Source organism: Microbacterium arborescens (assembly GCF_049707515.1).
GTDB lineage: Bacteria > Actinomycetota > Actinomycetes > Actinomycetales > Microbacteriaceae > Microbacterium > Microbacterium arborescens_B.
On record NZ_JBNAFI010000001.1, the window covers coordinates 252,590 to 276,727 of the forward strand.

At 71.3% G+C, this 24,138-nt stretch carries 21 protein-coding genes and 1 tRNA gene; 11 read left to right on the forward strand and 11 right to left on the reverse strand.

Going from position 1 to position 24,138, the window contains the following annotated elements:
* Position 1: 1 nt before the first annotated feature.
* The 3 genes from ACPYN5_RS01055 to ACPYN5_RS01065 form a co-directional block, all read right to left on the reverse strand.
* Positions 2–859 (reverse strand): helix-turn-helix transcriptional regulator, encoded by an 858-nt coding sequence (locus tag ACPYN5_RS01055; RefSeq protein WP_424447138.1) that lies wholly within the window; start codon positions 857–859, stop codon positions 2–4.
* Between the two features lie 79 nt (positions 860–938).
* The gene (locus ACPYN5_RS01060; RefSeq protein WP_424447139.1) at positions 939–1,265 is read right to left on the reverse strand and encodes a DUF7882 family protein; all 327 of its coding nucleotides are present in this window, start codon (positions 1,263–1,265) and stop codon (positions 939–941) included.
* Positions 1,266–1,453: 188 nt separating this feature from the next.
* The gene (locus ACPYN5_RS01065) at positions 1,454–1,663 is read right to left on the reverse strand and encodes a hypothetical protein (RefSeq protein ID WP_424447140.1); all 210 of its coding nucleotides are present in this window, start codon (positions 1,661–1,663) and stop codon (positions 1,454–1,456) included.
* 130 nt (positions 1,664–1,793) lie between these two features.
* On the opposite strand from ACPYN5_RS01065, the gene ACPYN5_RS01070 reads away from it, so the two are divergent.
* From ACPYN5_RS01070 to ACPYN5_RS01080, 3 genes are all read left to right on the forward strand, one after another.
* A complete protein-coding gene (locus ACPYN5_RS01070) occupies positions 1,794–2,129 on the forward strand; it encodes a DUF7882 family protein (RefSeq protein WP_424447141.1) in 336 nt (111 codons plus the stop codon).
* A 164-nt stretch (positions 2,130–2,293) separates the two neighbouring features.
* Positions 2,294–3,400 carry a fatty acid desaturase family protein gene (locus ACPYN5_RS01075; RefSeq protein WP_424447666.1) on the forward strand — a complete coding sequence of 369 codons (1,107 nt, stop codon included), beginning with the start codon at positions 2,294–2,296 and terminating at the stop codon, positions 3,398–3,400.
* A gap of 43 nt (positions 3,401–3,443) precedes the next feature.
* Positions 3,444–3,758, forward strand: coding sequence for a biopolymer transporter Tol (locus tag ACPYN5_RS01080; RefSeq protein WP_424447142.1), 315 nt, complete (start codon positions 3,444–3,446; stop codon positions 3,756–3,758).
* A gap of 14 nt (positions 3,759–3,772) precedes the next feature.
* Here ACPYN5_RS01080 and ACPYN5_RS01085 read toward each other — a convergent pair.
* Positions 3,773–3,845: transfer RNA gene (locus tag ACPYN5_RS01085), tRNA-Met, on the reverse strand.
* A gap of 247 nt (positions 3,846–4,092) precedes the next feature.
* On the opposite strand from ACPYN5_RS01085, the gene ACPYN5_RS01090 reads away from it, so the two are divergent.
* The 3 genes from ACPYN5_RS01090 to ligD all read left to right on the forward strand — a co-directional run bounded on the left by ACPYN5_RS01090 (position 4,093) and on the right by ligD (position 9,002).
* Positions 4,093–6,555: an ATP-dependent helicase gene (locus ACPYN5_RS01090; RefSeq protein ID WP_424447143.1), complete on the forward strand. Its 2,463-nt coding sequence runs from the start codon at positions 4,093–4,095 to the stop codon at positions 6,553–6,555.
* 110 nt (positions 6,556–6,665) lie between these two features.
* Positions 6,666–7,781, forward strand: coding sequence for an SseB family protein (locus ACPYN5_RS01095; RefSeq protein WP_424447144.1), 1,116 nt, complete (start codon positions 6,666–6,668; stop codon positions 7,779–7,781).
* A gap of 183 nt (positions 7,782–7,964) precedes the next feature.
* Positions 7,965–9,002 (forward strand): non-homologous end-joining DNA ligase, encoded by a 1,038-nt coding sequence (gene ligD, locus ACPYN5_RS01100; RefSeq protein ID WP_424447145.1) that lies wholly within the window; start codon positions 7,965–7,967, stop codon positions 9,000–9,002.
* 37 nt (positions 9,003–9,039) lie between these two features.
* Here the strand turns inward: ligD and ACPYN5_RS01105 are convergent, their stop codons facing one another.
* From ACPYN5_RS01105 to ACPYN5_RS01115, 3 genes are all read right to left on the reverse strand, one after another.
* A complete protein-coding gene (locus tag ACPYN5_RS01105) occupies positions 9,040–10,338 on the reverse strand; it encodes a threonine/serine exporter family protein (RefSeq protein ID WP_424447146.1) in 1,299 nt (432 codons plus the stop codon).
* A gap of 81 nt (positions 10,339–10,419) precedes the next feature.
* Positions 10,420–11,463, reverse strand: coding sequence for an ATP-dependent DNA ligase (locus ACPYN5_RS01110; RefSeq protein ID WP_424447147.1), 1,044 nt, complete (start codon positions 11,461–11,463; stop codon positions 10,420–10,422).
* An 8-nt stretch (positions 11,464–11,471) separates the two neighbouring features.
* Entirely contained in the window at positions 11,472–12,629 is a 1,158-nt protein-coding gene (locus ACPYN5_RS01115) for an AI-2E family transporter (protein WP_424447148.1), read from the reverse strand.
* Positions 12,630–12,884: 255 nt separating this feature from the next.
* Here ACPYN5_RS01115 and ACPYN5_RS01120 point away from each other — a divergent pair, with 255 nt between their 5' ends.
* Complete coding sequence (locus ACPYN5_RS01120; RefSeq protein ID WP_424447149.1) at positions 12,885–14,753, forward strand: alkaline phosphatase; 1,869 nt, start codon at positions 12,885–12,887, stop codon at positions 14,751–14,753.
* A 60-nt stretch (positions 14,754–14,813) separates the two neighbouring features.
* A complete protein-coding gene (locus tag ACPYN5_RS01125; protein WP_424447150.1) occupies positions 14,814–15,947 on the forward strand; it encodes a COG1470 family protein in 1,134 nt (377 codons plus the stop codon).
* 138 nt (positions 15,948–16,085) lie between these two features.
* Here the strand turns inward: ACPYN5_RS01125 and ACPYN5_RS01130 are convergent, their stop codons facing one another.
* Both ACPYN5_RS01130 and ACPYN5_RS01135 read right to left on the reverse strand, forming a co-directional pair.
* Positions 16,086–17,333 (reverse strand): acyl-CoA dehydrogenase family protein, encoded by a 1,248-nt coding sequence (locus ACPYN5_RS01130; protein ID WP_424447151.1) that lies wholly within the window; start codon positions 17,331–17,333, stop codon positions 16,086–16,088.
* A gap of 168 nt (positions 17,334–17,501) precedes the next feature.
* Positions 17,502–18,167 (reverse strand): TetR/AcrR family transcriptional regulator, encoded by a 666-nt coding sequence (locus ACPYN5_RS01135; protein ID WP_424447152.1) that lies wholly within the window; start codon positions 18,165–18,167, stop codon positions 17,502–17,504.
* A 60-nt stretch (positions 18,168–18,227) separates the two neighbouring features.
* Between ACPYN5_RS01135 and ACPYN5_RS01140 the strand changes: the two genes are divergently transcribed.
* Positions 18,228–19,748 carry an FAD-dependent oxidoreductase gene (locus tag ACPYN5_RS01140; RefSeq protein WP_424447153.1) on the forward strand — a complete coding sequence of 507 codons (1,521 nt, stop codon included), beginning with the start codon at positions 18,228–18,230 and terminating at the stop codon, positions 19,746–19,748.
* Between the two features lie 119 nt (positions 19,749–19,867).
* Here ACPYN5_RS01140 and ACPYN5_RS01145 read toward each other — a convergent pair whose 3' ends face one another.
* Positions 19,868–21,562 carry a long-chain-fatty-acid--CoA ligase gene (locus ACPYN5_RS01145; protein ID WP_424447154.1) on the reverse strand — a complete coding sequence of 565 codons (1,695 nt, stop codon included), beginning with the start codon at positions 21,560–21,562 and terminating at the stop codon, positions 19,868–19,870.
* Between the two features lie 57 nt (positions 21,563–21,619).
* Positions 21,620–22,120, reverse strand: coding sequence for a small multidrug efflux protein (locus ACPYN5_RS01150; protein ID WP_424447155.1), 501 nt, complete (start codon positions 22,118–22,120; stop codon positions 21,620–21,622).
* Between the two features lie 111 nt (positions 22,121–22,231).
* Here ACPYN5_RS01150 and ACPYN5_RS01155 point away from each other — a divergent pair, with 111 nt between their 5' ends.
* Positions 22,232–23,491: a sensor histidine kinase gene (locus tag ACPYN5_RS01155; protein ID WP_424447156.1), complete on the forward strand. Its 1,260-nt coding sequence runs from the start codon at positions 22,232–22,234 to the stop codon at positions 23,489–23,491.
* Positions 23,488–24,090, forward strand: coding sequence for a response regulator transcription factor (locus ACPYN5_RS01160; protein ID WP_424447157.1), 603 nt, complete (start codon positions 23,488–23,490; stop codon positions 24,088–24,090). The genes ACPYN5_RS01155 and ACPYN5_RS01160 overlap by 4 nt, the downstream gene beginning before the upstream one ends.
* Positions 24,091–24,138 lie beyond the last annotated feature (48 nt).

Below are 24,138 nucleotides of genomic sequence, written 5' to 3' on the forward strand. Positions count from 1 at the left end.
CTCAGCGCCGCAGCGTGTGCGACGGGTGCTCTCCGTATATCGCCGCGTAGAGCTGGGCGAAGCGTCCCGTGTGAGCGAAGCCCCAGCGGAGGGCGACGTCGCGGACGGTCGTGGAACCCGGATGCGCTGCGCGCAGCTCGCTGTGCGCGCCTTCGATGCGCAGGCGCCGCAGATACGTGCTGGGCGGGATCTCGAACGCCTTGTGGAAGGCGCTCTGGAGCGCCCGGACCGACGTGCCCGCGGCAACGGCGATGTCGTTGATGCTGATGGGGTTGCCGACGTTCTCCTCCATGAAGGCGACGGCACGTCGCACGGTACGCGCGGTGGGACGCCGGCGTTCGACCTCCTCGGCATCGACGAGCGGGAACGCGGTCACGAGCGATGCGACCGCCTGATGCACGAGCTGAGTGCGCATGAGCGGTGAGGCGGCGACCTTCTCGTCTGCGAGCATCGTCGCCTCGAGGAATCGCAGGGTCTCCGCGATGAGCCGGGGATTCTCGGCTCGGCGGTTGAGGCCCGACAGTCGCAGATGGCGCGGGTCGTCGCCGAGCATGCCGCGGAGCACGAGATCGAGCGTGTCGGTGGTGATGCTGAAGGTGCGGAGGTGCAACTGACCGAATTCGGCGCTGAACTCGGTCTCCGGGGGCACCACGAAGGGGGTGCGGCCATCGCCCGACTCGTTGCCGACCTGCCACCGGTGATTCCCCTGGGCCGCGTGGGCGACGATGAGGCGCGGAAATGCGCGCGCCGTCGTTCGCATCGTGCCGCTGAAACGTACCGCTGCCGCGGCAGCGTCGGGATGCGCGAGTGCCGCCATCTCGTACCGGAAGGTCGTCGACGGTTCGACGGAGAGATCCATCGGCGTCTCGTAGAGCGAGCTGACCGATTCCTGCGCCCGACCGGGGTCGTCGGTCTGCAACCCCCGCCGAAAGGGCTGACTATTCAACAACCAGCTTGTCGGCCGCGGACTCCGCCGGTTCGGGAACGACGTACAGCCCACCGGGGGAGTTCGCCGTGTACATGAGCGCCTCGAGCCAGGCGCGGTTGATCGCGGGGGTGCGACTGCCGTGGAAGGTGAACACGAGCGAGGCCCCGGCGTGCATCCAGACGGTCGTGCGACCCTTGCCGACGCTGACGTCGTCCTTCCAGGTGAAGAAGAACGCCTCGCCCCGTCGGAGCTTGGCTCCGATCGTCATCTGGAGGTGGGCGAGCGTTCGGTCCTCGATCTCGACGCGATTGTTCCCGTCGTAAACAAACCTGCCCAACATTCCTCCTTGCGCGCCCGTCGTGGGCGTGATCAACAGCTTCCGCGATCGCATCACGGCGTCGCGTGGAAGAGTCCGTTCCGCGCGCGCTCGATCCGAGACGCGCACAGCCGTCCTGCGACCGCAGACTCTCGACGGTCGTCGAAAGTGGGGAGGGGGTTGACTTTCGCGGGCGGCTCCGAAACAGATCAGTCGTTCGGGATGGCGGCGAGCGTCACGTCCACGCCGGCGCTGATGAGCAGCTCGGTCGCCTGGGCGACCCCCTCGCCGTCGTTGACGGTGAGCCATCCATGGCCCCGAGCGAGCGCGTCCGCGATCTCGGCGCGCACATCCTCGATCTCGCGTCCGCCGATGCTGTAGAGACGGCCTCCGTAGAAAAGATCGACTCGCTTGGCCACGGCATCCGTCCTTCGCTCCACCGGCGTCGAATCGCCGTCAGGCGAGACTACCGATCTCACGCACCAGCACAAGTGGATGCTGCGGAGTGCGCGTGTCACTAGGGTCAGGGGGAGCACGGAAGGAACTGTGGTGGGCAGATTCATCTACGAGAACCAGATACGAGCCGATTTCGAAGATCGGACGCTCGCGCACCTCCAGACCGTGATCACGACGAAGCTCCGGCGCGGCGAGGCGTTCACCATCACCTGGAAGGACGACGTCAGCATCGGCGACGGGCGCACCACCGTATGGTTGCACCCGGCATGCGGTTTGGTCTTCAAGTACTACGGCAGTCGGACGCCGGCGCTCAACCGAGCCTGGCTCGAGGCGCTCACCTACACGGCGAACTCGCCGACGGGCCTGTACGTCGTGCCGGAACCGCCCGAGGCGCCCCGAAACGGCGCTCTCCTGGACGCCGCCGAATAGGCGCGAGGCGGCACCGTACGCTGGGCGGCCACCGTGTATACGCCGAGAGTGCGAGGCATATACCGCTGCGGCGATCTGCCGCTCCGTAGTGTGGGCCTCAGCCGTCGGCATCCGCCTTCTGCTCCCGACCGTTCTCGGTCACGAACGAGTCAGCAGGTGCTCTCATCGCTACACCCGTCGTCGAGTCGCGTCTCGGCCCCATCCGCAACACCTACGCCGGAACTGCCGAGTTCCCTCCGATGGCGCAGGCCTTCACCGATGTCTCGCGGGTCGTGCGCGAATCCGGTCTCTTGCGCCGCACTCCCTGGTTCTACGGGCTCGTCGGCCTGGCGCTGATCCTCGCGATCGGCGGGTGCGTGACGGGCTTCGTCCTGCTCGGCGACAGCTGGTTCCAGCTGCTCATCGCCGCAGCGCTCGGCATCGTGTTCACCCAGGTCGCGTTCCTCGCGCATGAGGCGGACCACCGTCAGGTGCTGGCCTCGGGCCCGGCCAACGACCGGCTTGCGCGGTTCCTCGCCGTCGGCGTCGTCGGCATGAGCCTGTCGTGGTGGACGTCGAAGCACGCCCGGCATCACTCGAACCCGAACAAGGTGGGCAAGGACCCCGACATCGAGATCGACACGATCTCGTTCATCGAGGAGGATGCCGCCACCGCCCGCGGCATCCGCCGGTTCATCACCCAGCGCCAGGGCTGGTTCTTCTTCCCGCTGCTGCTGCTTGAAGGCCTGAACCTCCACGCACTGTCGGTGCGGCACCTCGTCAGCCGGGGCCCCGTGAAGAAGCGCGCGGTCGAGCTCACCCTCATCCTGGCTCGATTCGCGATCTTCGTCGCTCCGGTCTTCATCTTCCTGCCGCTGGGCATGGCCTTCGCGTTCTTCGGCGTCCAGGTCGCCGTCTTCGGTTTATACATGGGAGCCTCGTTCGCTCCTAACCACAAGGGCATGGCGATCATCGCGCCCGACGCGAAGCTCGACTTCTTCACCAAGCAGGTGCGCACGTCGCGCAACATCGGCGGCGGCTGGTGGGCGACGTGGCTCATGGGCGGCCTCAACTACCAGGTCGAGCACCACCTCTTCCCGAACATGCCGCGCCCGGCCCTCGCCCGCGCCCGCGCCATCGTGAAGGACCAGTGCGACGCCCTGAACGTGCCGTACACCGAGACGAGCCTGTGGCGCTCGTACGCGATCGTCATCGACTACCTCAACCGCGTCGGCCTCGCCGCGCGCGACCCGTTCGACTGCCCTATGCGGGCCGAGTACCGCCGCGCCTGAACGCACGGCGCCCTCGACATCGGCCACGGCTCATACTGAGTCCGTGGCCGATGTCGATTCCGAACGCTGGCTCGTCGTCGACGGTCGGCGGTGGCGGCGCACCGATCCCTCGCTGCCCGACGATCTCGTCGCGGCGCTGAAGTCGCACCTCGGGCGCGGACGTTCGGCGGTGGGCGCGGCGAAGCGGCGCGCAGACGACGAGGCGGTCGCGGCGGCGCGCGAGCGCGTGGGCCTGGCCAAGCACGGGCTGGGCGAGCGCGGCCCGTACTGGTGGGACGAGCGCGAGGCGGATCGGCTCGCCCGGGCAGAGGACGCGCTGCGACGGCTCGACGAACTCGACGCGCGCGACACGCACTGACAGGCACGGAGTAGACGCGACGGCGGGAGTCGAACCCGCAGCGCGATCGGGTATGAACCGATGCCCGGGACCACCCGGATCGCCGCGATGCCATCACGCTACGCAGGCGTCACCCCGGCCGCCACAGCTGTGAAGCCCGAAGTCCCCGTGCTACCCCGCATGACGCCGGCCCCCCTTCCTTCCTTCCCTCCCTCCCCCCTTCCGCCCGCGAACCGACGGAGATGGCGGTGTGTCATGGCCGATGGCGACCATTCCGGTCGGGTCGATCGCCGCTTCGGGGGTCGGCACGGGGGTCGGCACGGGTGTCGGCGGCCGAACGTAGAATCGAGTGGTCATGCCAGAGCCCATCAAGCCCGTCATCGTCGGCTCCGCCGCATCCGTGCGCCCCGGCGCCCCTTCCGGCGAGCGTCCCGACGCAGACCTCCTCGAGGGGCTCAATCAGCCTCAGCGCGAAGCGGTGACCTACCGCGGTCCCGCGCTGCTCATCGTGGCGGGTGCCGGCTCGGGCAAAACCCGCGTCCTGACGCACCGCATCGCATCGTTGCTCCGTGGGCGCGAGGCGTGGCCGAGCCAGATCCTCGCGATCACGTTCACGAACAAGGCCGCGGGCGAGATGCGCGAGCGCGTGCAGCAGCTGATCGGGGACAGCGCTCAGGGCATGTGGATCTCGACCTTCCACTCCGCGTGCGTGCGCATCCTCCGCCGCGAGGCGCAGCAGTTCGGATTCACCAAGAGCTTCACGATCTACGATTCGGGCGACTCCCGGGCGCTCATCAAGCGTCTCGTGAAGGAGCACGAGGCCGACGCGTTCGGCCTCACCCCGGCCGGCGTGCAGAGCCGCATCTCGAAGCTCAAGAACGAGCTCGCCGACGCCGACTCGTACGCGCGCCAGGCGAACATGTCCGACCCCGCCGAGCGCGTCTTCGTCGAGGTCTTCGGCGCGTACCAGTCGGCGCTCCAGCGAGCCAACGCTTTCGACTTCGACGATCTGATCGCGCAGACGGTGTATCTGTTCCGGGCCTTCCCGCACGTCGCCGACGTCTACCGCAAGCGATTCCGCCACATCCTCGTCGACGAGTACCAGGACACCAACCACGCCCAGTACGCGCTGATCCACGAGCTGACCCGTCCCGTCCAGGGCGAGGGCGGCGACGCCTTCTCGGCCGGCGGCATGATGATCTTCGAGCCGGAGACCACGCCCGAGCTCGAGGGCGCGTCGCTGACCGTCGTCGGCGACTCCGACCAGTCGATCTACGCCTTCCGCGGCGCGGACATCCGCAACATCACCGAGTTCGAGCGCGACTATCCCGGCGCGAAGGTCGTGCTGCTCGAGCAGAACTACCGTTCGACGCAGAACATCCTCTCGGCGGCGAACGCCGTCATCTCGAACAACTTCGACCGTAAAGACAAGAAGCTCTGGACCGATGTCGGGGCCGGTGACGCGATCGTCGGCTTCACCGGGTATTCGCAGCACGACGAGGCCCAGTTCGTCGCCGACGAGATCGAGGCGCTGCATCGCTCGTCCGTGCCGTATTCGCAGATGGCGGTCTTCTACCGGACGAACTCGCAGTCGCGGGCCCTGGAGGAGATCTTCATCCGGGCGGCGATCCCGTACAAGATCATGGGCGGAACGAAGTTCTACGACCGCGCCGAGATCAAGGATGCCCTCGCCTACGTCGTCGCCGTCGCGAACCCGGCCGACGAGCTCGCGGTGCGCCGCATCCTGAACCGCCCCCGCCGCGGCATCGGGGACGTCACCGAGACCTCCATCGCCCGGTACGCCGCCGATCAGCAGATCACCTTCCGCGACGCGCTCGCCAACGCCTCCGCGCTGGGCGTCGGCCCGAAGATCCAGGCCGCGATCGCGCAGCTCGACGCCGTGCTGGCGGAAGCATCCGAGATCATGCTGCCGAGCTCGGGCGAGGTCGCCCCGCCCACGGCGGTGACGCAGGGCCTCACGCTGCTGCTGAACAAGTCGGGGTACATGGACGCGCTTCGCGCGAGCCGCGACCCGCAAGACGAGGCGCGCCTCGAGAACCTCGACGAGCTCATCGCGGTGACGCGCGAGTTCGCTCGCAACAACCCCGACGGCACGATCCTCGACTTCCTGACGGAGGTCGCCCTCGTCGCCGACGCCGACGATCTGGATGACGCGTCGGGCACGGTCTCGCTCATGACGATGCACACGGCCAAGGGGCTCGAGTACGACGCCGTGTTCGTGACCGGTGTCGAAGAAGACCTCATCCCGCACCGCATCTCCGCGAACGAGCCCGGGGGTCCGCAGGAGGAGCGGCGGCTCTTCTACGTCGCCCTCACCCGCGCCCGCAAGCGCCTGCACCTCTCGCTCGCCATGACGCGCGCGCAGTTCGGCGAGGTGTCGGCGGCGATGCCGAGCCGGTTCCTCCAGGAGATCCCGCACGAACTCATCGACTGGCGGCAGTCGCCGGGCGACGTGAACTCCCGTGGCGGCATGCAGTCGCGCGCGCTGAACGGTCGACGCGGTCCCGGCGGCGCATCCGGTGGATCGGGCAAGCGCTACGGCGACGACCTCGTGCCGCTGCCCCGTCGCGAGAAGAGCGGCGACATCGCCAAGTTCGCCAACCGGATCCCCGCGAAGGTTCGTGACAACGGCGACCTCGAGCTGGGCCCCGGCGACCGCATCCGGCACGACGACTTCGGCGAGGGTCGGGTCGACGCGGTCACGGGCGAGGGGGCGAAGCGCGTCGCGCATGTCCGGTTCGATTCCGCCGGTCCGAAGAAGCTGCTCATCAAGATCGCCCCCATCGCCAAGCTCTGAGCCGATCGGGTCTGAGCCCGTCACGCGTTCAGGCCCACCACGCTGTGGGCGCGTCGTCAAGCCCCGCCGCGCCCGGTCGCACGGCGAGGGCCGGGCGTTAGGCTCGGACCATGGCGATCTTCAAGCGCTCAGCGCGAGACACCACGAGCCAGCCTGCGAACGCCGACGAGGTCGAAGCCGACGTCGACGGTGACGCGGCCGCGAGCGCGGCCTCGGAGGCTCTACCGGAGTCCGTGCCCCACGTGGGCATCTCGCTCTCGACCTTCGGCGCCCCTGCCCCCGCCGCCACGGCTCCCGCGCGGCCCGAGCGGTCGGTGACCCGTCCGCCCGCGGAAGCGCCCGAGCGCACCGAGACGGTGACGGGCATGCCCGACAACACCCTCGTCCAGGCGGCACTGGCATCCCTGACCGAGAAGCCCGGCAACGTCGACGTCATGAACGTCATGCGACAGAGCATGCAGGGAACGATGTACGTCCGCGTCCGCGGCGACGCGCGTGCCCTCACGGCCGAGGGCAAGCCGATCACGCTCGCCGTCTCGCAGATCGACGGTGCGCGATTCCTCCTCGCCTTCACCGGCGGCGCGTCGCTGCGGGCGAGCGTCGAGGCCGACGGCGACCGTGACACCTCAGCCCTGGGCCTGCCGGTGGCCAACGTGTTCCGCAACGCGATCGAGGGACCCTACGAAGGCCTCATCATCGACCACGCGGTCGCCGGTTCGCGCATCGTCCTGCCTGTCCAGCTCATCACCAAGGCGTTCGAGGAGGGCGATCCCGCCTTCACGATCAAGAACCTGCTCGCCGGTCCGCGCGGCCCCGAGACCGCCGCGGCCGTCGGCGAGGCCCTCGCGAACGCGCCGCTGTGGGTCGCGGCCGGGCCGGCGGGTGAGGGCGGACAGCTCGGTCTCGCCGAATCGCGCACGGTCTCGGGTGAGCGCCGTCTCGAGGTGTACTCCCACCCGCTCGAGGTGCTCGTCCTGCAGCGCGGCGACCGGCCGGTGCCCGTCACCGCCGCGCAGGTGGGCCGCGCGCTCCAGTCGAACCCCGCGCTGACGGGCGTCATCGTCGACCCGGGCGGTCCCTGGATCCACGTCGACCGAGCCGATCTCGGCCCCGTGCTCGCGCGCGCCGACGAACCCGACCCCGAGCCCGCGCCTGCCGAGCCCGCGTCGCCCGCGCCCGCGCCTGCGCCTGCCCAGCCCGCGCCGGCCGAGCCGCCGACATCCTGACGCCGTCGCGTTGATACGTCCGTCGGACCGGCGGTGCTCGTGAGTCCTCACGCCAGGCTCGAGGCAACACCAGCACCGCCGGTCCGACAGATGTATCGATGCCGACGCTCCGTCGCCGAGCATTCCGCCGACGGGATTGTCCAGGGGGTGTGGCAGCCGTCCCCGACACCCTAGGGTCGGGCCATGGCGAGCGAGCGCATCACCCTGACCGTGCCGGGCCCCGACGGTGACCGCGAGGTCGGTCTCTCGAGTCCGAATCGGGTGCTGTGGCCCGAGCTCGGCATCACCAAGCACGAGTACGCGGAGTACGCGATCTCCGTCGCCGAGGCGTTCCTCCGTGCGAACGGGCACCGGCCGATCTCGCTCGAACGCTTCCCCGACTCGATCGAGGGAGAGCGTTTCTTCTCGAAGAACCCGCCCAAGGGCGCTCCCGGCTACGTCGACCAGGTCGTGTGCACGTACAACAGCGGGCGCCGGCATCCGCAGGTCGTACTGAACGAGGCTGCGGCGGTCGTGTGGGCGGTGCAGATGAACACCGTCGTGTTCCACCCGTGGGCCTCGCTCGCCGCAGACACCGACAACCCCGTCGAGCTGCGGATCGACCTCGACCCGCAGCCGGGCACGGACTTCGCGGATGCCGCAGCCGTGGCGCCCGCCCTGCGCGACGTCCTCGCCGAGGGCGGGCTCACCGCGTTCCTCAAGACGAGCGGCAACCGCGGTCTGCACGTGTTCTGTCCCATCGAGCCGGCGCACGAGTTCCTCGACGTGCGTCACGCCGTCATCGCCGCCGCGCGCGAGCTCGAACGGCGGATGCCCGACCGGGTCACGACCAATTGGTGGAAGGAGGAGCGCGGCGAGCGGATCTTCGTCGACTTCAACCAGGCCAATCGCGACCGCACGATGGCGGGCGCCTACAGCGCACGGGCGCTGCCGGCGGCCACGGTCGCCACCCCGATCACGTGGGATGAGCTCGCGGCCGGTGTCGAGCCGGCGTCGTTCACGGTGCGGACGGTTCCGCAGCGACTGTCCGACGTCGGCGACCCGTGGGCGGGACTCCAGGAATCACCCGGGCGCATCGACACGCTGCTGGAGTGGTGGCAGCGCGACCTCGACGCCGGGCTCGGCGAACTGCCCTTCCCGCCCGAGTTCCCCAAGATGCCGGGTGAGCCGCCGCGTGTGCAGCCGAGCCGGGCCCGGCAGCCCGACCCGTCCGAGCGCTGACGCATCGAAGCGGGCGCCGACCTACGAAGGGCGCTCGTCACTCGGCGGACGGGCGCCGCCACTCACGTTCGGTCACCACGCGGGCGACGGTGAGGCCGACGGCGAGGGCGACGACGACGAACACTGCGGTGACGCCGTACTGGACGGCGCTGATGGTGTCGGACTCGATGGTGCCGACGATCGCGCGATACGCGGAGGCTCCGGGCACCATGATCAGCACCGCCGGGACGGTCAGGGTGATGCGCGGCGCGCGGACGAATCCCGAGACGGCGAACGCCCCGAAACCGACCGCGACGCCGGCGGCGGCCGCGGCGACCGGCTGCATCGTGCCGTGATCGATCATCAGCAGGCGCCCGACGTTGGCGACGGCGCCGATCGAGGCCGCCGCCAACGCGATCCGCCACGGCGTCGAGAACAGCAGGGCGAATCCCATGACGCCGACGAATCCGGCGACGAGGCGCCCGAGGGAGAGCAGCGGCTCGTCGAGTTCGGGCGCGGCGACCGCGACGGCGCTCGTCTGGAAGATGGCGGCGACCGCCCACACCGCGCACCCCGTCGAGAGCAGGACGAGGCAGGCGTAGACGACGCGGTTGACCCCGGCGTTCAGGTCGAGCCGGGCGAGGTCGAGGGCTCCGGTGACGAGGGGGAAGCCGGGCACGAGGTAGAGCACGGCGCTGGTGAGCGCCGCCCCGTACTGCGGCGACGGTGCGCCCAGCAGCTCGATCAGGTGCGAGACGCCGAGGAAGGTGAGCAATGCCGCGGAGGCTGACAGGAACACGAGGAGGAACTCGTTGACCTGCAACCGCGCACCCCGGATGCGCACGTACTGGCCGAGCGCGACGGCGAGGGCCACGCTCAGGCACTCCGCCCAGCCGCCGTTGTTGAGGAACGCGAACGCCGTGCATGCGGCTGCAGCGGCCAGGACGCGCACCGCGGTGGGGTAGCGCGGCGGCATCCGTTCGATCCGGTCGAGCTCGCGCTGCAGCTCATCGGCGGTGACGCCCGCGGCGACGCGGTGCGACAGATGCATCACCTCGGCGATCCGCTCGGAGTTGACGACCGGATGCCGGACCTCGGCGACGCGCGTGCGGAAAAGCTGTCCCCGCTGGGCGGTGAGGACGATGTCGGTCATCCCCACGCGCGACTCGAGGCGTTCGAGGCCGAGGGCGGGCGCGGTGCGGTCCATCGTGTCGCGCACGCGGGCCGACGAGGCGCCCGCTCCGAGCATGAGGGTGCCGAGCCGCAAAATCGCGTCGGTGCGGGCGATGAAGCGCACCGGCTCGAGGTGCAGCTCGGCGGTGCCGTCGGGCACGTCGTCGCTCGGGTCGTCGCGCATGGTTCGATCCTTCCACCGGCGTCGGGCCGCCGGGCGTCGGGCCGCCAGGGCAATGCGGGCGCGCCGCGATGCGGCCGCGGGTCAGTCGAGGACGTCGGCCAAGTCGTAGGCGGTGACCGTCTCGAGCTGGTCGAAGGTGCACGAGCGGGCATCCCGATCGCGGCGCCACCGCTCGAACTGCACGGTGTGCCGGAACCGCTGCCCCTCGAGCTGGTCGTAGCGCACCTCGAGCACGAGCTCGGGCCGCAGCTTGACGAACGACACGTCCTTCGAGGCGGCGAAGCGCGAACGGTCGGATTCGCCGGTGACGGCATCGCCCGCGGCATCCCGTTCGACGAGCGGCGCGAGCTCGTCGACCAGCTCGCGCCGGCGCTTGTCGCTCCAGGCTGCGACGCCGCCGACGCCGTGCAACTCGCCGTCTTCGCCGTAGAGGCCCACCAGCAGCGAGCCGACGCCGGTCCCGGACTTGTGGATGCGGTATCCGATCGCCACGACGTCCGCCGTTCGGGCGTGCTTGATCTTGAGCATCGTGCGCTTGCCGGGCGCGTAGGGCTGGTCGACGGGCTTCGCGACGACGCCGTCGAGCCCCGCGCCCTCGAACTCCGACAGCCAGCGCCGGGCGAGGTCGACGTCATCGGTCGCGCGGGTCACGTGGATCGGATCGGGCACGGCGCGCAGCAGCTCGACGAGCTCACGGCGCCGCGCGGAGAAAGGGTCGCCCTGCAGGTCGCGATCTCCGCGGGCCAGCAGGTCGAAGGCGATGAACATCGCCGGCGTCTGCTCGCTGAGCAGGGCGACGCGCGAGGCGGCCGGATGGATGCGCTGCGACAGCGCCTCCCACTGCAGCCGCCGGCCCGCGCCGGCATCCGTCGCGACGACGATCTCGCCGTCGAGCAGGCACGGCTCCGGCAGCAGGCGCGAGAACGCGTCGACGAGCTCGGGGAAGTACCGGGTGAGGGGCTTCGAGCCGCGGCTGCCGATCTCGACGTTGTCGCCGTCCCACGACACGATGGCGCGGAAACCGTCCCACTTCGGCTCGAACGACAGACCCGCACCGCTCTTCCCCGGATCGGGGATCGCCGGAACCGACTTCGCGAGCATCGGAGCGGGGATCTCGTACGGCATGGCCGTGCCTACGCCCGCAGCTCTTCGCTGCGCTTCGGCCGAGCCCAGCGTGCCGGCTGGTCCGGACCGTCCCACACCTGCACGATGCCCCAGACCACGGCCGTGATCGGGACCGCGAGCAGCGTGCCCAGGATGCCGCCGATCGCCGTTCCGGCAGCCAGCGCGACCAGGATGACGAACGAGTGCAGCTTCATCGTGCGCCCCATGAGCACCGGCTGCAGGAAGTTGCCCTCGAGCTGGTTGACGAGCACCACCGCACCGACGACGAACAGGGCGTTCACCGGACCGTTCGCGACGAGAGCGACGAGGGCTGCCAGGATGCCGGCGAGCGTCGCACCCACGATCGGGATGAAGGCCAGCAGGAACACCAGGACGGCGAGCGGGATCGCCAACGGCACCTGGAAGATCAGCAGGAAGATGTAGATGCCGATCGCGTCGACGGCAGCGACGGCGGCGGTTCCCCGGATGTACGACCCGAGCACGACCACGGTCTTGTCGCCGATGCGGCGCGCGCGCCGCTCCTCGTCGCCCCGGAACGGACGCATCAGGAACTCCCACATACGCGGGCCGTCCTTGAGGAAGAAGAACAGGATGACGACCATCAGCACGGCGCCGGTGATGAACGTCGCGACGGCGCTCACGCCAGCGAGCGCGCCGGAGCCGAACTGGGCGCTCGTGACGAAGTCGCCGAGGGCGCCGAGCCACTCGTCGATCTGAGCCTGGTCGATCGAGAACGGCAGCGTCTGAGCCCAGGTGAGCAGCTGCTGGAAGCCCTCCTGCGCCTGCGAGTACAGGTCGTCCCACTGGTCGCGGACCGCCCAGACGATGAGCCACGACAGCCCCGTCAGGAGCACGACGATCGTCAGCAGGGTGATGATCGTCGCCAGCACCGACGGAACCCCGTGGCGCCGCATCGCGTTCATCGCGGGGGCGAAGGCGCACGCGAAGATGAGCGCGAGGATCAGCGGGATCGCGACGACCGACACCTGGCGGAGCACGTAGACGATGCCGATGGCCACGATCACCAGGATGATGATCTGCACCGACCGGATGGCGAGGCGACCGAAGCCGTCAGCCCAGAGGTTCGTCGGGGGGCGGTCGGCGTTGCGCTGCACGGCGGCCGCGAGGACGGTCTCGGGCGCAGGGCGGCGGCGGAACAGGCTCATGCTCCGACGGTAGCGGACGCACTTCTTTCCGGCCCGGGGTTGCGCTCGCCGTCTCCGACGGCAACGCATCCGTCTCCCGGCCGGATCAGCCGGGTCGCCGCCCTGGCCGGACCAGCCGAGTTACGAGCCCGGTCGACGGCGTTCACCGGCTCGTTGCCCGCCGGATGCGGCGTCGTCACCTGCGACGACGAGCGTGGAGGGGCCGCTGGCTCAGCGGCATCCGATCGATCCCCCCGATACGAAAGAGGATTCTCCATGCCTCGGAGAGCGCACACGCGCGCCTGCGCACTGACCGCCACGAGCGTCGCGGCCGGACTGGTCGTCGCCGCCGTCCCGGCTGTCGCCGCGACCGCGGACGACGCGGCCCCGGCCACGCCGAAGAACATCATCCTGCTGATCTCGGACGGCGCCGGCTACAACCAGTTCGACGCCGCCAGCCTGTACGAGCACGGCACGAGTGCCCACCAGGTGAGCGTCGACCCCGCCACCGGCGCGGTCGCCCACGCTCCGGCGACGCCCGGTCAGGTGTACGAGACCTGGCCCGTGCAGGTCGCCCAGGCCCACTACTCGGCCTCGGGTCGGGCGGAGTACGTCACCGAGAAGGCCTGGGGCGACTTCGGCTGGGTCGCGTCCGGCGCGACGGACTCGGCCGCAGCCGGCACCGCGCTCGGCACGGGCGTGAAGACCAACAACGGCATGCTCGGCTTCACCCCCGGAGGCGACCAGCTGCTCACGGTCGGTGAGCAGGCGCAGGCCGTCGGCAAGAAGGTCGGACTCGTCACCTCGGTGCCGTTCAATCACGCGACCCCCGCGGGCTTCATCGCCCACAACGCCGACCGCAACGACTACCAGGGCCTGGCGACCGAGATGATCGACAGCGGCGTGGACGTGCTGATGGGCGGCGGTCACCCGCTCTACACCGACGCGCACCAGCCCCGCGAAGCGGACTGGACCTGGATTTCGCAGAACGACTACGAGCGGGTCTCGACCGGCGCCACGCCCTATAGCTTCGTCGACGACAAGGCAGACTTCGAGGCGCTCGCCGCCGGCACGGCCGTGCCCGACAAGGTGTTCGGACTCGCGCAGGTCGCCGAGACGCTGCAGTACAACCGCCCGGGCCTCGCCAACGACGAAGTGCTGCCGGGTACCGATCCGGCCAACGACGTCGCCGATCTCGACACGCTCGCGCTCGGTGCGCTCAACGTGCTCGACAAGGGCGATGAGGGCTTCTTTCTCATGGTCGAGGGCGGCGCTGTCGACTGGGCGGGTCACGCGAACCAGACCACGCGCGTGATCGAGGAGCAGATGGCTTTCAACGAGTCGGTCGAGGCCGTCGAAGCGTGGGTCGAGGAGAACAGCAGCTGGGACGAGACGCTCGTCGTCGTCACGGCCGATCACGAGACCGGCTACCTCGCCGGTGCCGGCGCGGGGCCCGAGGCGGGCTGGACGCCCATGACCGGCGCCGCAGGACAGCTGCCCGACCTCACCTGGCACTCGGGCGGCCACACCAACGCCCTCGTGCCGCTGTTCGCCAAGGGTGCGGGAGCCGACGTCCTCGACGCCCGCGCCGACCAGTGGGACCTCGTGCGCGGCGCCTACCTCGACAACACCGCGATCGGTGAGACGATCTTCGACTTCCTCGGACACGGCGAGCGCAGCTCGGCGGATGCCGTGGCGCTCGAGGCCACGGTCGCGGGGCAGCAGGCCGACGGTGCGTTGAGCCTGAGCGTCGCCGGTGACGGTGAGCGGGTGTCGTTCGACGGTTCGGGAGCGAACCTCGACGCGACGCTGCCGCTGGTGACCGTCGCCGACACGCGCAACGAGGTCCGCGCGCAGGGCCGTGGCTGGACCCTGGCCGGCTCGGCATCCGACCTCGCGGCCGGCAACCGCGCGCTCGCAGCGAAGAACCTCGCCTGGACGCCGCGCATCGTGCGCTCGGAGTCGGGCGCCGCCGCGGGTGGCCGCGCGACGCTCGAGGCTCCCGCGACGCTCGCCGCGGCCGACCGGACCTCGCGTCTGGGCGCGACGATCGTCGGTGCCGACCTCGACCTGTCGATCCCGGCCGAGGCCGCCGGGGGTCGCTACGGCAGCGAGATCACCCTCACCCTGTTCGCGCAGGACTGACGCAGCGGTGGGGGCGAGCAGGTGTGCCCGCCCCCACCACCCCCGATCCGGAGACCCCCCATGCCCCGCTTCCGTTCCCGTCGCGCCGCGCTGCCCGCAGCCGGCGCTTTCGCCGTACTCACGGCGCTCCTCGTCGGCCACGCCGCCGTCCTTCCCCCTGCGGCCGTCGCGGCATCGACCGTCGCCGCGCCTTCGTCCGTGACCGCGCCTTCGTCCGTGGCCGCGCCCGTGTCGAGCTCCGCGCTCGAGGGTGCTGAGGCTGCCGAGGCCGCCGAGCCTCCCGCCACCGAGTGGGGCGTCGTCCCGGCGGACGCCGCGGGTCCCGATGGCCGCGTGTCGCTGCGGCACGTCGTCGACCCCGGCGCGAGCGTGAGCGATGCCGTCGCGGTGACCAATCACTCCGCCGAACCCGCCGTGTTCGCCGTCGCGACCGGCGACGGTGTGGTGGGCGCCGACGGCGCCTTCGATGTGCGCACCGACGACCCGTCATCGGGCGGCGCTTGGGTGCGGGTCGACGGCCTCGACGGCGGGGCGCTCGCGCTCGCGGCCGGGGAGACCCGGGTGCTGCCCGTGACCATCGCCGTTCCCGCCGATGCCACGCCCGGCGACCATCCCGCCGGCATCGTCGTCGCCCTGTCGACCGAGGACGCCGGAGTGACGCTCACGCACCGCGTCGGGGTGCGCGTCCACCTGCAGGTCGCCGGAGAGATCGCGCCCGCGTTGCGCGTCGACGCGGTGACAGCGAGCTTCACGCCGTCGTGGGTTCCCTTCGTGCCGGGCGCCCTCAGCGTGGAATACCGCGTGACCAACACCGGCAACGTCCGGTTCGGCGCGAGCGCGGCAGCCGACGCGTCCGGTCCCCTGGGGCTGCTGCCCGGCCAGGGCGGGGGAGAGTCGTTCGAGGTGCTCCCGGGCGCAACCGCCACGCAGCGCATCGAGATGCCATTGGCGCCGCTCTTCTTCGCGGCGGGCGAGGTCACCGTCACCCCCGTGTCGCTCGGCGACGACCGCGTGCCGCTGCCGGAGGCGGCATCCGCCGGCTTCTCGACGCCGGCCGTGCCGTGGTCGTCGCTCGCGGTCGTCGTCCTCGGCGCGGGAATCCTCGGGCTCGTCGCGATCCTCCTCGTCCGCGGTCGAGGCCGCACGCAGCGCCGCATCGACGAGGCGATCGCCGCCGACCGCGCCCAGCGCTGACATCCGGGACGAACCCGGGCGCCGGTTCGGAGGAGATCGACGTTTCGAAGGGCCGCCGGGCGCGAAGCATCCTCGGCCGTGCTGATCTCCTCCGAACCGTCGGCCGCGGCGGGGCCGGCAGCATCCCCGCGCGGCGGCTCAGGTGAAGGCGCCGACGCCGGTGATGTCTCGCCCGAGCAGAAGGGCCTGCACGCTCTCGGTGCCCTCGTAGGTGTGGATCGCCTCGATGTCGGTCAGGTGCTGCATGACGCCGTTCTCGAGCAGGATGCCGTTGCCGCCCAGCAGGTCGCGCGCGGTCTGCGCGATCCGTCGCGCGGCCCGCGTGTTGTGGTACTTCGCCAGGGAGGCCTGGGTCGGGCGCAGTCCGCCCGCGGTCTCGAGGTCGGCCAGGCGGCGGCAGTACAGCTGCATCGCGGTGAGCTCGTCGAGCATCTGCGCCAGCCGCTCCTGCACCATCTGCGAGTGGGCCAGGGGGCGACCGAACTGGATGCGCCGGCCGGAGTAGGTCACCGCTGCCTCGTAGCAGGCGGTGGCGTGACCGAGCGCCGACCACGCGACGCCGGAGCGGGTGGCGTAGAGGACGGTCGAGGCATCCCGGAACGACCGCGTGCGCTCCAGCACCGCGTCCGCCGGAAGACGCACGTCGCGCAGCGCGATGTGGGCCTGGTGGATGCCGCGGAGCGAGCCCTTGCCGGTGATGACGGTTCCCGTATAGCTGGGGCGATCCTGCTCGACGAGGAAGCAGCGCACGGCGCCGTGGAGCTCGTCGCCCTCGTCGTCGACGCGGGCCCAGACGAAGGTGATGCCGCCCGAGGCGCCGTTGCCGATCCACTTCTTCGCTCCGCGCAGCACCCAGCCGTCGGCGTCCCGACGGGCGACCGTTTCGAGCGAGACCGAGTCCGAGCCGTGGTCGGGCTCGGTGAGCGCGAAGGCGCCGAGCACCTCTCCGCTCGCGAGGGGTCGCAGCCAGCGCTCCTGCTGGGCGGGGGATCCGAAGAGGGCGAGGGTGCGCAGCGCCAGGCCGCCCTGAACGGCGTGAGCGGTGCCGAGCGAGCCGTCGCCGCGCGAGATCTCCATCGTCACCAGGCCCGCCCCGAGCGGGGTGATGCGGGTGAGGTCCGGGTGCTCGATCCCGTCGACCAGCAGGTCGAGCTCGCCCATGCGGCGGACGAGGTCGAGGGGGTACTGCGCGGTGTCCCAGGCCCGCTGCATCCGGTCGCCCACCTCGTCGACGAAGGCGCGGGCGCGGTCCCACGCGGCACGGTCCTCGCCGTGGACGTCCGTGAAGGCGCCGTAGTAGTCGGTGTCGCGGCGGCCCGTCAGGTCGTATGAGGTGACGCGCTCGCCGGGGAGGACGTCGGTGTCATGGTCGGCTTCATCGCTCATGGCATCCAGTATCGCCGCGAATGGAACTCGGTGTCACGCCTGGGGCCGGTCACCGCACCATCCGCGCGTCCGTGATGAGCGGAGCGGTCGGATCGATCTGTTCGAGCCCGTCGAAGGCGAACCCGTTCCGCGCGGCGGGCCCTGCGACCCGCAGCCTGCGCAACGACCTCAGGAGAGGTCGTTGCGCAGGCGCCGCGTGATCTCGGCGAGCGGCATCCGGCGCGGGAAGACCGCCACGACCACGTCGTCGTGCGCGGACGCCTCGCCGTCGGGGTGCACGCCGAATCGGTGCAGGAGGTCGTCGAGGGCGACCTCGAGGGTGGCTCGGGTGACGCCGTCCTCATCGCGGATCACGCGGCGCAGCACGTGGTTGTGCACGGCCGTGACGGCGGCGCTGAAAGCCACCGCGTCCGCCGGGTCGAGGTCGGGCAGACGCCCGCGCAGATGGTCGGCGAACAGGCGCTCGTACCGGAACACCGTGACGATCTCGCGGTCGCGCAGGGCGGGCACGCCGCGCACGACGCGATATCGGCGACGCGCGAGTCCGACGTCGGCCGCGAAATGGTCGAACGCGGCCAGGACGGCGTCGCAGACGGCCCGCCACGGACTCTCACGGTCGGCCGCGAGGACATCGCGGAGAGTGGCGATCGCGACGTCGTGGTCGGCGAAGACGACGTCGTCCTTGCCGCCGTACTGACGGAAGAAGGTCGACCGCGACATTCCGGCGGCTCGGGCGATGTCGTCGACCGAGGTGCGCTCGTACCCCTGCTCGTCGAACAGGGCGACGGCTGCGGCCACGAGGGCGCCACCGGCGGTGCGGGAGGCCTCGCTCATGGGCACCGAGCCTAGTGTCAAGGCGTTGCCGCGGTCCCCGGGACGGCGTTGGATGCCGTCATGACGCCGCTGTGGAAATCCGACGTGTCCCTGCCCACCGGAACGCCCGTCGAACCCGGTCGGCGCCACGACGTGGTCGTCGTCGGGGCGGGTCTGACCGGGCTCGCGACGGCGCTGGAGCTCGTGCGGGCCGGCATGGATGTCGCGGTCGTCGAGCGCGGAAGCATCGGCGAGCTCGCTTCGGGCTCGAACACCGGCAAGATCTCGCTGCTGCAGGGCACGACCCTGTCGTCGCTGCGCCGGCACCACCCGGCATCCCTCGTGCGCGCGTACGCCGATGCGAACCGCGACGGGTTCGAGTGGATCACGCGCGCAGCGGACGAGCTCGGCGTGCCGACGACCGTCCGAACCGCGTTCACCCACGCTCAGGGTGCGGACGGCGTGGCGGCGGTGACGGAGGAGTATCGGGCCGCCCGCGAAGCGGGTCTGGGCGTCCGGCTCGCCGCTGCCGACGAGCTCGCCGCCGGTCCCGTGCACATGACAGCGGCGGTGGCGCTCGACGATCAGCGCGCGATCGACCCGATGAGCCTGTTGACGGCACTGGCCGCCGCCTTCGTCGCAGCGGGCGGACGGCTGCACCTGCAGACCGCGGTGCGCCGGGTGCGCGTCGTGCCGAAGCCGCGGGTCGAGACCGACGCGGGCCCGCTGTTCGCGGCGAACATCGTGCTGGCCACGGGCGCCCCCATCACCGACCGCGGACTGTACTTCGCGAAGATCAGCGGGATGCGGTCGGCGTGCGTGTCGTTCGACCTCGAGGGCGACGTGCCCGACGGCATGTATCTGTCGGCCGACAGCCCGACCCGTTCGGTGCGGACCGTGACGGCCGGAGACGGCGCGGGAGCCGATGGGGCGCCGCAGCTGATCGTCGGCGGGGCGGGACACCCGGTCGGTCGGACCGAGAGCGAGCTCGGCATGCTCGAGGAGCTCGTCGCGTGGGCGCGCGAGACGTTCCCCGTGGGCGCCGAGACCCATCGCTGGTCGGCACAGGACTACACCTCGCACAACCGCGTGCCGTTCATCGGGGTCATGCCGCGCACCCTCGGGCGCGTGCGCTTCGCGACCGGGTATGCCAAGTGGGGGCTGACGAACGCGCCGGCGGCGGCGCTGCGGATCGCCAGCGAGCTGCGCGGCGAGAAGCTGCGGGAGCGCACGGCGTGGATGAAGGTCATCGGCACGCGGCTCACCGTTCCCGCCGACCTCGCGCGCGGTGCGAAGGAGAACGCGAAGGTCGGCGCCGTCGCGACGCGTGGCTGGGCCGAGGCGGTGTCGCGGTCCACGCCGGTCGCGCGCCCCGCGGAGGGCGCGGGAACGGTCGCACAGCATCACGGACGCCCGGTGGGCGTGTCGACCGTGGCCGGCGAGACCCGGGCCGTCAGCGCGGTCTGTCCGCACCTGGGCGGAGTGCTCGAGTGGAACGACCTCGAGTGCACGTGGGACTGCCCCCTGCACGCCTCGCGGTTCACCGCCGAGGGCGCCCGCATCGAGGGTCCCGCCTCGACCGGCCTGCGCCGCCTGCGCTGAGCCCGGTGCCGGTCCGACGCGGCTCCCGGTCGGACCCCGGCTCCCGGTCGGTCAGCCGCTCCCGATCGGACCCCGCCTCCCGGTCGGTCCGTCGCTCCCGGCCGGTCCGTCGCTCCCGGTCAGTCCGCCGCGAGCAGCTGCTCGCGCACCTGACGCCGCAGCACCTTGCCGATCAGCGACCGGGGCAGGTCGTCGACCGCGACGATGCGGCGGGGCACCTTGTAGGCGGCCAGGCGCGTGCGGCAGAAGTCGCGCAGACCCTCGACGTCGAGGGCGGCGCCGTCTCGCAGTACGACCGCAGCGACCACCTCCTCGCCCCCCGATGAGCGGGGAGCGGCCACGACGGCCGCGGCCTCCACGTCGGGGTGGGCGTGCAGGGTGTCTTCGACCTCGCTCGGAGAGACGTTGAACCCGCCCGTGATGATGAGCTCCTTGAGTCGGTCGACGATCGTGACGAAGCCGTCGGGCGAGACGGCGGCGATGTCGCCGGTGCGGAGCCACCCACCGGGAAGCAGCGCGTCGGCGGTCTCGGTCGGACGGCGCCAGTACCCCGAGAACACCTGGGGGCCGCGCAGCAGCAGTTCGCCCTCTTCACCGGGTTCGCGGTCGACGGCGGGGTCGTCGGGGTCGACGATGCGGATCTCGGTGCTCGGGAACGGCACGCCGACCGTGCCGGGGCGGCGCGAGGGGCCGATGGGGTTGCCGAGCGCCACGGGTGACGACTCGGTCATGCCGTAGCCCTCGACGAGCAGACCCCCGGTGGCCTCCTCCCAGCGGCCGACGGTGGCGACGGGCAGGCTCATCGCCCCCGAGATCGCGAACCGCACGCGGGAGAGGTCGATGGTGCCGCGGGATGCCGCTCGGGCGAGCTGATCGTAGATCGGCGGCACCGCCGGCAGGAAGGTCGGCGGGCTCTTCTTGGCGGCATCCGCCATGAGGCCCACGTCGAACTTCGGGAACAGGACGAGCTTGGCGCCGATGCTCATCGCGAAGGTGAGGCAGAGCGTCATCCCGTACGCGTGGAAGAGCGGCAGCACGCCGTAGAAGGTCTCCTGGCCCTCGACGAGGCCCGGGACCCACGCCCGGCCCTGCATCGCGTTGGCGCGGAGGTTCCGGTGGCTCAGCACCGCGCCCTTGGGGATGCCGGTGGTGCCGCTGGTGTACTGCAGCAGAGCCGTGTCGTCGAGGCCGGGGCCCGGCACGCGGTGCGACACCGGGCCGCGGCCGAGGAGCTTCGCCCAGGGCAGGACATCCTTCGTGCGGGGCGTCGCCGTCAGCTGCGCCCGCGATGCGCGGGCCTTCGCGATCGGCAGTCTCAGCAGCATCCGCTTGCCGCGGGGGAGAGCCTCGGTCACGTCGACGCTGATGATGCGCTCGACCCGCAGATCGGTGGGGAAGTCGGCGATGGTGTCCGCCGTCTTGTCCCACACGATCGCGAACCGGGCGCCGTGGTCCTCGAACTGGTGCCGGAGCTCGCGCGCGGTGTAGAGCGGGTTGTGCTCCACGACGATCGCGCCGAGCCGCAGCGCCGCGTAGAACGCGATCACGTGCTGCGGGCAGTTCGGCAGGACGATGGCCACCCGGTCGCCCGCGCTCACCCCGAGCCGGCGCAACCCCTCGGCGGCCCGGTCGACGCTGTCGCCGAGCTCGCGATAGGTCATGGTCGCCCCGAAGAATTCCAGGGCGGTTCGGGCGCCGTGGTCGGCGACGGCGGCGGCGAGCATCTCCGGGAGGGTCTGCGTCACGTCGTCGATCTCTGCGGGGACGCCGTCGGCGTAGGCCGACAGCCACGGGCGGGACTCGAGGGCGGTCATGCCCCCATCCTGCATTCCGTGGCATGCCGGCCGCTGAATACGGCCGGGGGGTTGCGCTCAGGTGGCCACGTAGAGCACGCCGGTGATGAACAGCGTGATGATCGTGGTCCACAGGACGATCGCGGCGCCCTGCCACACCAGGACGGTCCGCGGCGGAACGCCCGTGGCGGTCAGGGCGGCGGCGGTGAACTGGGTCGGGAGCAGCAGCGGACCCAGAAGGCTCACACCGGGGGTTCCGTAGCGGTGGTACGCCTTCTGGAACTTCTCGCTGCGCGCCGACTTCGGCTTCTCGGGCGCCCCGCCGCGGGTCGTGACGGCGGTCCGGACGCGAGAGGACACGAGAACCACGACCGCGACGCACAGGAAGTTGCCGATCGCGCCGGCGATGGCGGCGACGGCCGGGTGGATGCCGCCGACGATTCCGATTGCGGCGGCGCCCTCGCCCTCGATGAAGGGGACGGCGCCGGCGAGCGCGACGATGACGGGGCGGAGCAGGTCGGGCATCTGGGCCACGAGGTCCTGGAAGCCGAGGACGAGGTCGGAGAACGGGTTCGACATGACTCCATCACAGCGGCGCCCGCCCGGCCGCGGGAGTGCCGGGGCGTCACCTCTCATCGGGAGCTTCCGCCTGCCGGGGCATGACAAACGTCATGGTCGTACTGTGGCCACGTGAGCCCCCGCCAACCCCGCACCCCGTCGGCGTCGAGCCCCGCGACGCTCGCCCGGGAGGTGGTGGCCACCTCGTGGTACATCGCCGTCTCGATCGTCTTCTTCACGATGTCGGCCCTCGCCGTGTGGGCCCTGTGGGTGTTCGTGGTGACGCGGCGCCTCGACCAGCCGCTTCTCACGGTGGGGTACGCCGCCGGAGCCGTCGCCGTCCTGGTCGCGACGATCATCCTGCTCGCCCGCTATCGCCGCGACGGCGATGTCAGCGACGCGGACCGGGTGCCGCGCCTGCGTCGCTTCACGTCGTGGCCGGTGGCGCTCGGGATCGTCGGGGCCGTCGTGATCGGCGTCACGACCACGTCGTTCCTCTTCGCCGGGTCGGTCCTGGCGACGGTGCTGTGCCTCGTGCGCTGGGGGCCGGGAGTCCGCTGGCGAGGCGTGGTGCTCGCCGAGATCGCGCTCGTCGTCCTCTGGTTCGCCGAGCGGTCGCGGCTCGCCGCGACGGCGCCGGGCGCGGAATCGATGGGCTTCGCGCTCGCGACCTTCGGCATCGCACTGCCCGGCACGATCGCGCTCTCGCTGTGGTCGTGGGACGTGGTGCTCGAGCTCAACCGCGCCCGCGCCACGGAGTCGCGTCTCGCCGCGACGCAGGAACGTCTGCGTCTCGCCGGGGAACTGCACGATCTGCAGGGCCATCATCTGCAGGTGATCGCGCTGCAGCTCGAGCTCGCCGAGCGGATGCTGGCGCGCGATCCGGATGCCGCGGCCGAGCAGATCCGTCTGGCGCGCGCGTCCGTCGATGCTGCGCGCACCGGCACGCGCGAGCTCGCGGGACGCTTCCGCGGCGTGCCCTTGCCCGACGAGCTCGCCAACGCCGCCGACCTGCTGCGTGCGGCGGGTCTGACCGTCCGGCTCGACGTCTCCGCCGACGCCGTGCTCGCGCCCGCCGACATCCTCGGTCCCGTCATCCGGGAGTGCACGACCAACGTCCTCAAGCACGGCGGCGGTGCGTGGGCGGAGCTGCGGCTGGGCCGTGACGACGGGTACTGGAGGCTGAGCTTCGCCAACGACCGGGGTCCGGGGTCCGCGCTCGGCGAGGGCTCGGGCCTGGAGAGCATCGCCCACCGCGTCGGGGTGGTCGGGGGAGACCTGCGCACCGGCCGTCACGACGATCGATTCGAGGTCGTCGTGACCGTGCCGGCGGGATCGATCCTCCCCGCGTCCGCGCCGCAGTCCGCGACAGGCGAGGGGATGCCGCGATGATCCGGGTGCTGATCGCCGACGACGAGGACATGATCCGCTCGGCGCTCGCCGCGCTCCTCCGTCTCGAGGAGGACCTCGAGGTCGTCGCGGAGTGCCGAGACGGCGAGAGCGCGGTCGAGCGGGCGCTCGAACTGCGACCCGACGTCTGCCTCCTCGATCTCGAGATGCCCGGAATCGACGGGGTCGAGGCGGCCGCCCGCATCCGGCAGCGCGTACCCGCGCGCTGCGTCGTCGTCACCCGGCACGCTCGACCCGGCGTGCTGCGGCGTGCGCTGAGCGCCGGCGTCGACGGCTTCGTGCCGAAGTCGCGCCGCGCGGACGACGTCGCCGCCGTCATCCGCGAGGTGGCCGCGGGACGCCGCTACGTCGACCCCGAGATCGCCGCCGATGCCCTCAGCGACGAGCGCAGCCCGCTCACCGACCGCGAGCTCGATGTGCTGCGCGCCGGGGCCCGCGGCGAGACGATCGCCGAGATCGCGGCATCGCTGCACCTGTCGGCCGGGACGGTGCGCAACCACGTCTCGTCGGTGCTCGGGAAGCTCGGGCTCGCGACCCGTCAGCAGGCGGCGATCGTGGCCCGCGAGCGCGGCTGGATCTGACCCGCACCCCTCCATTCGGCGGGGAACGGGCACGGGGCCGTCAGGCGC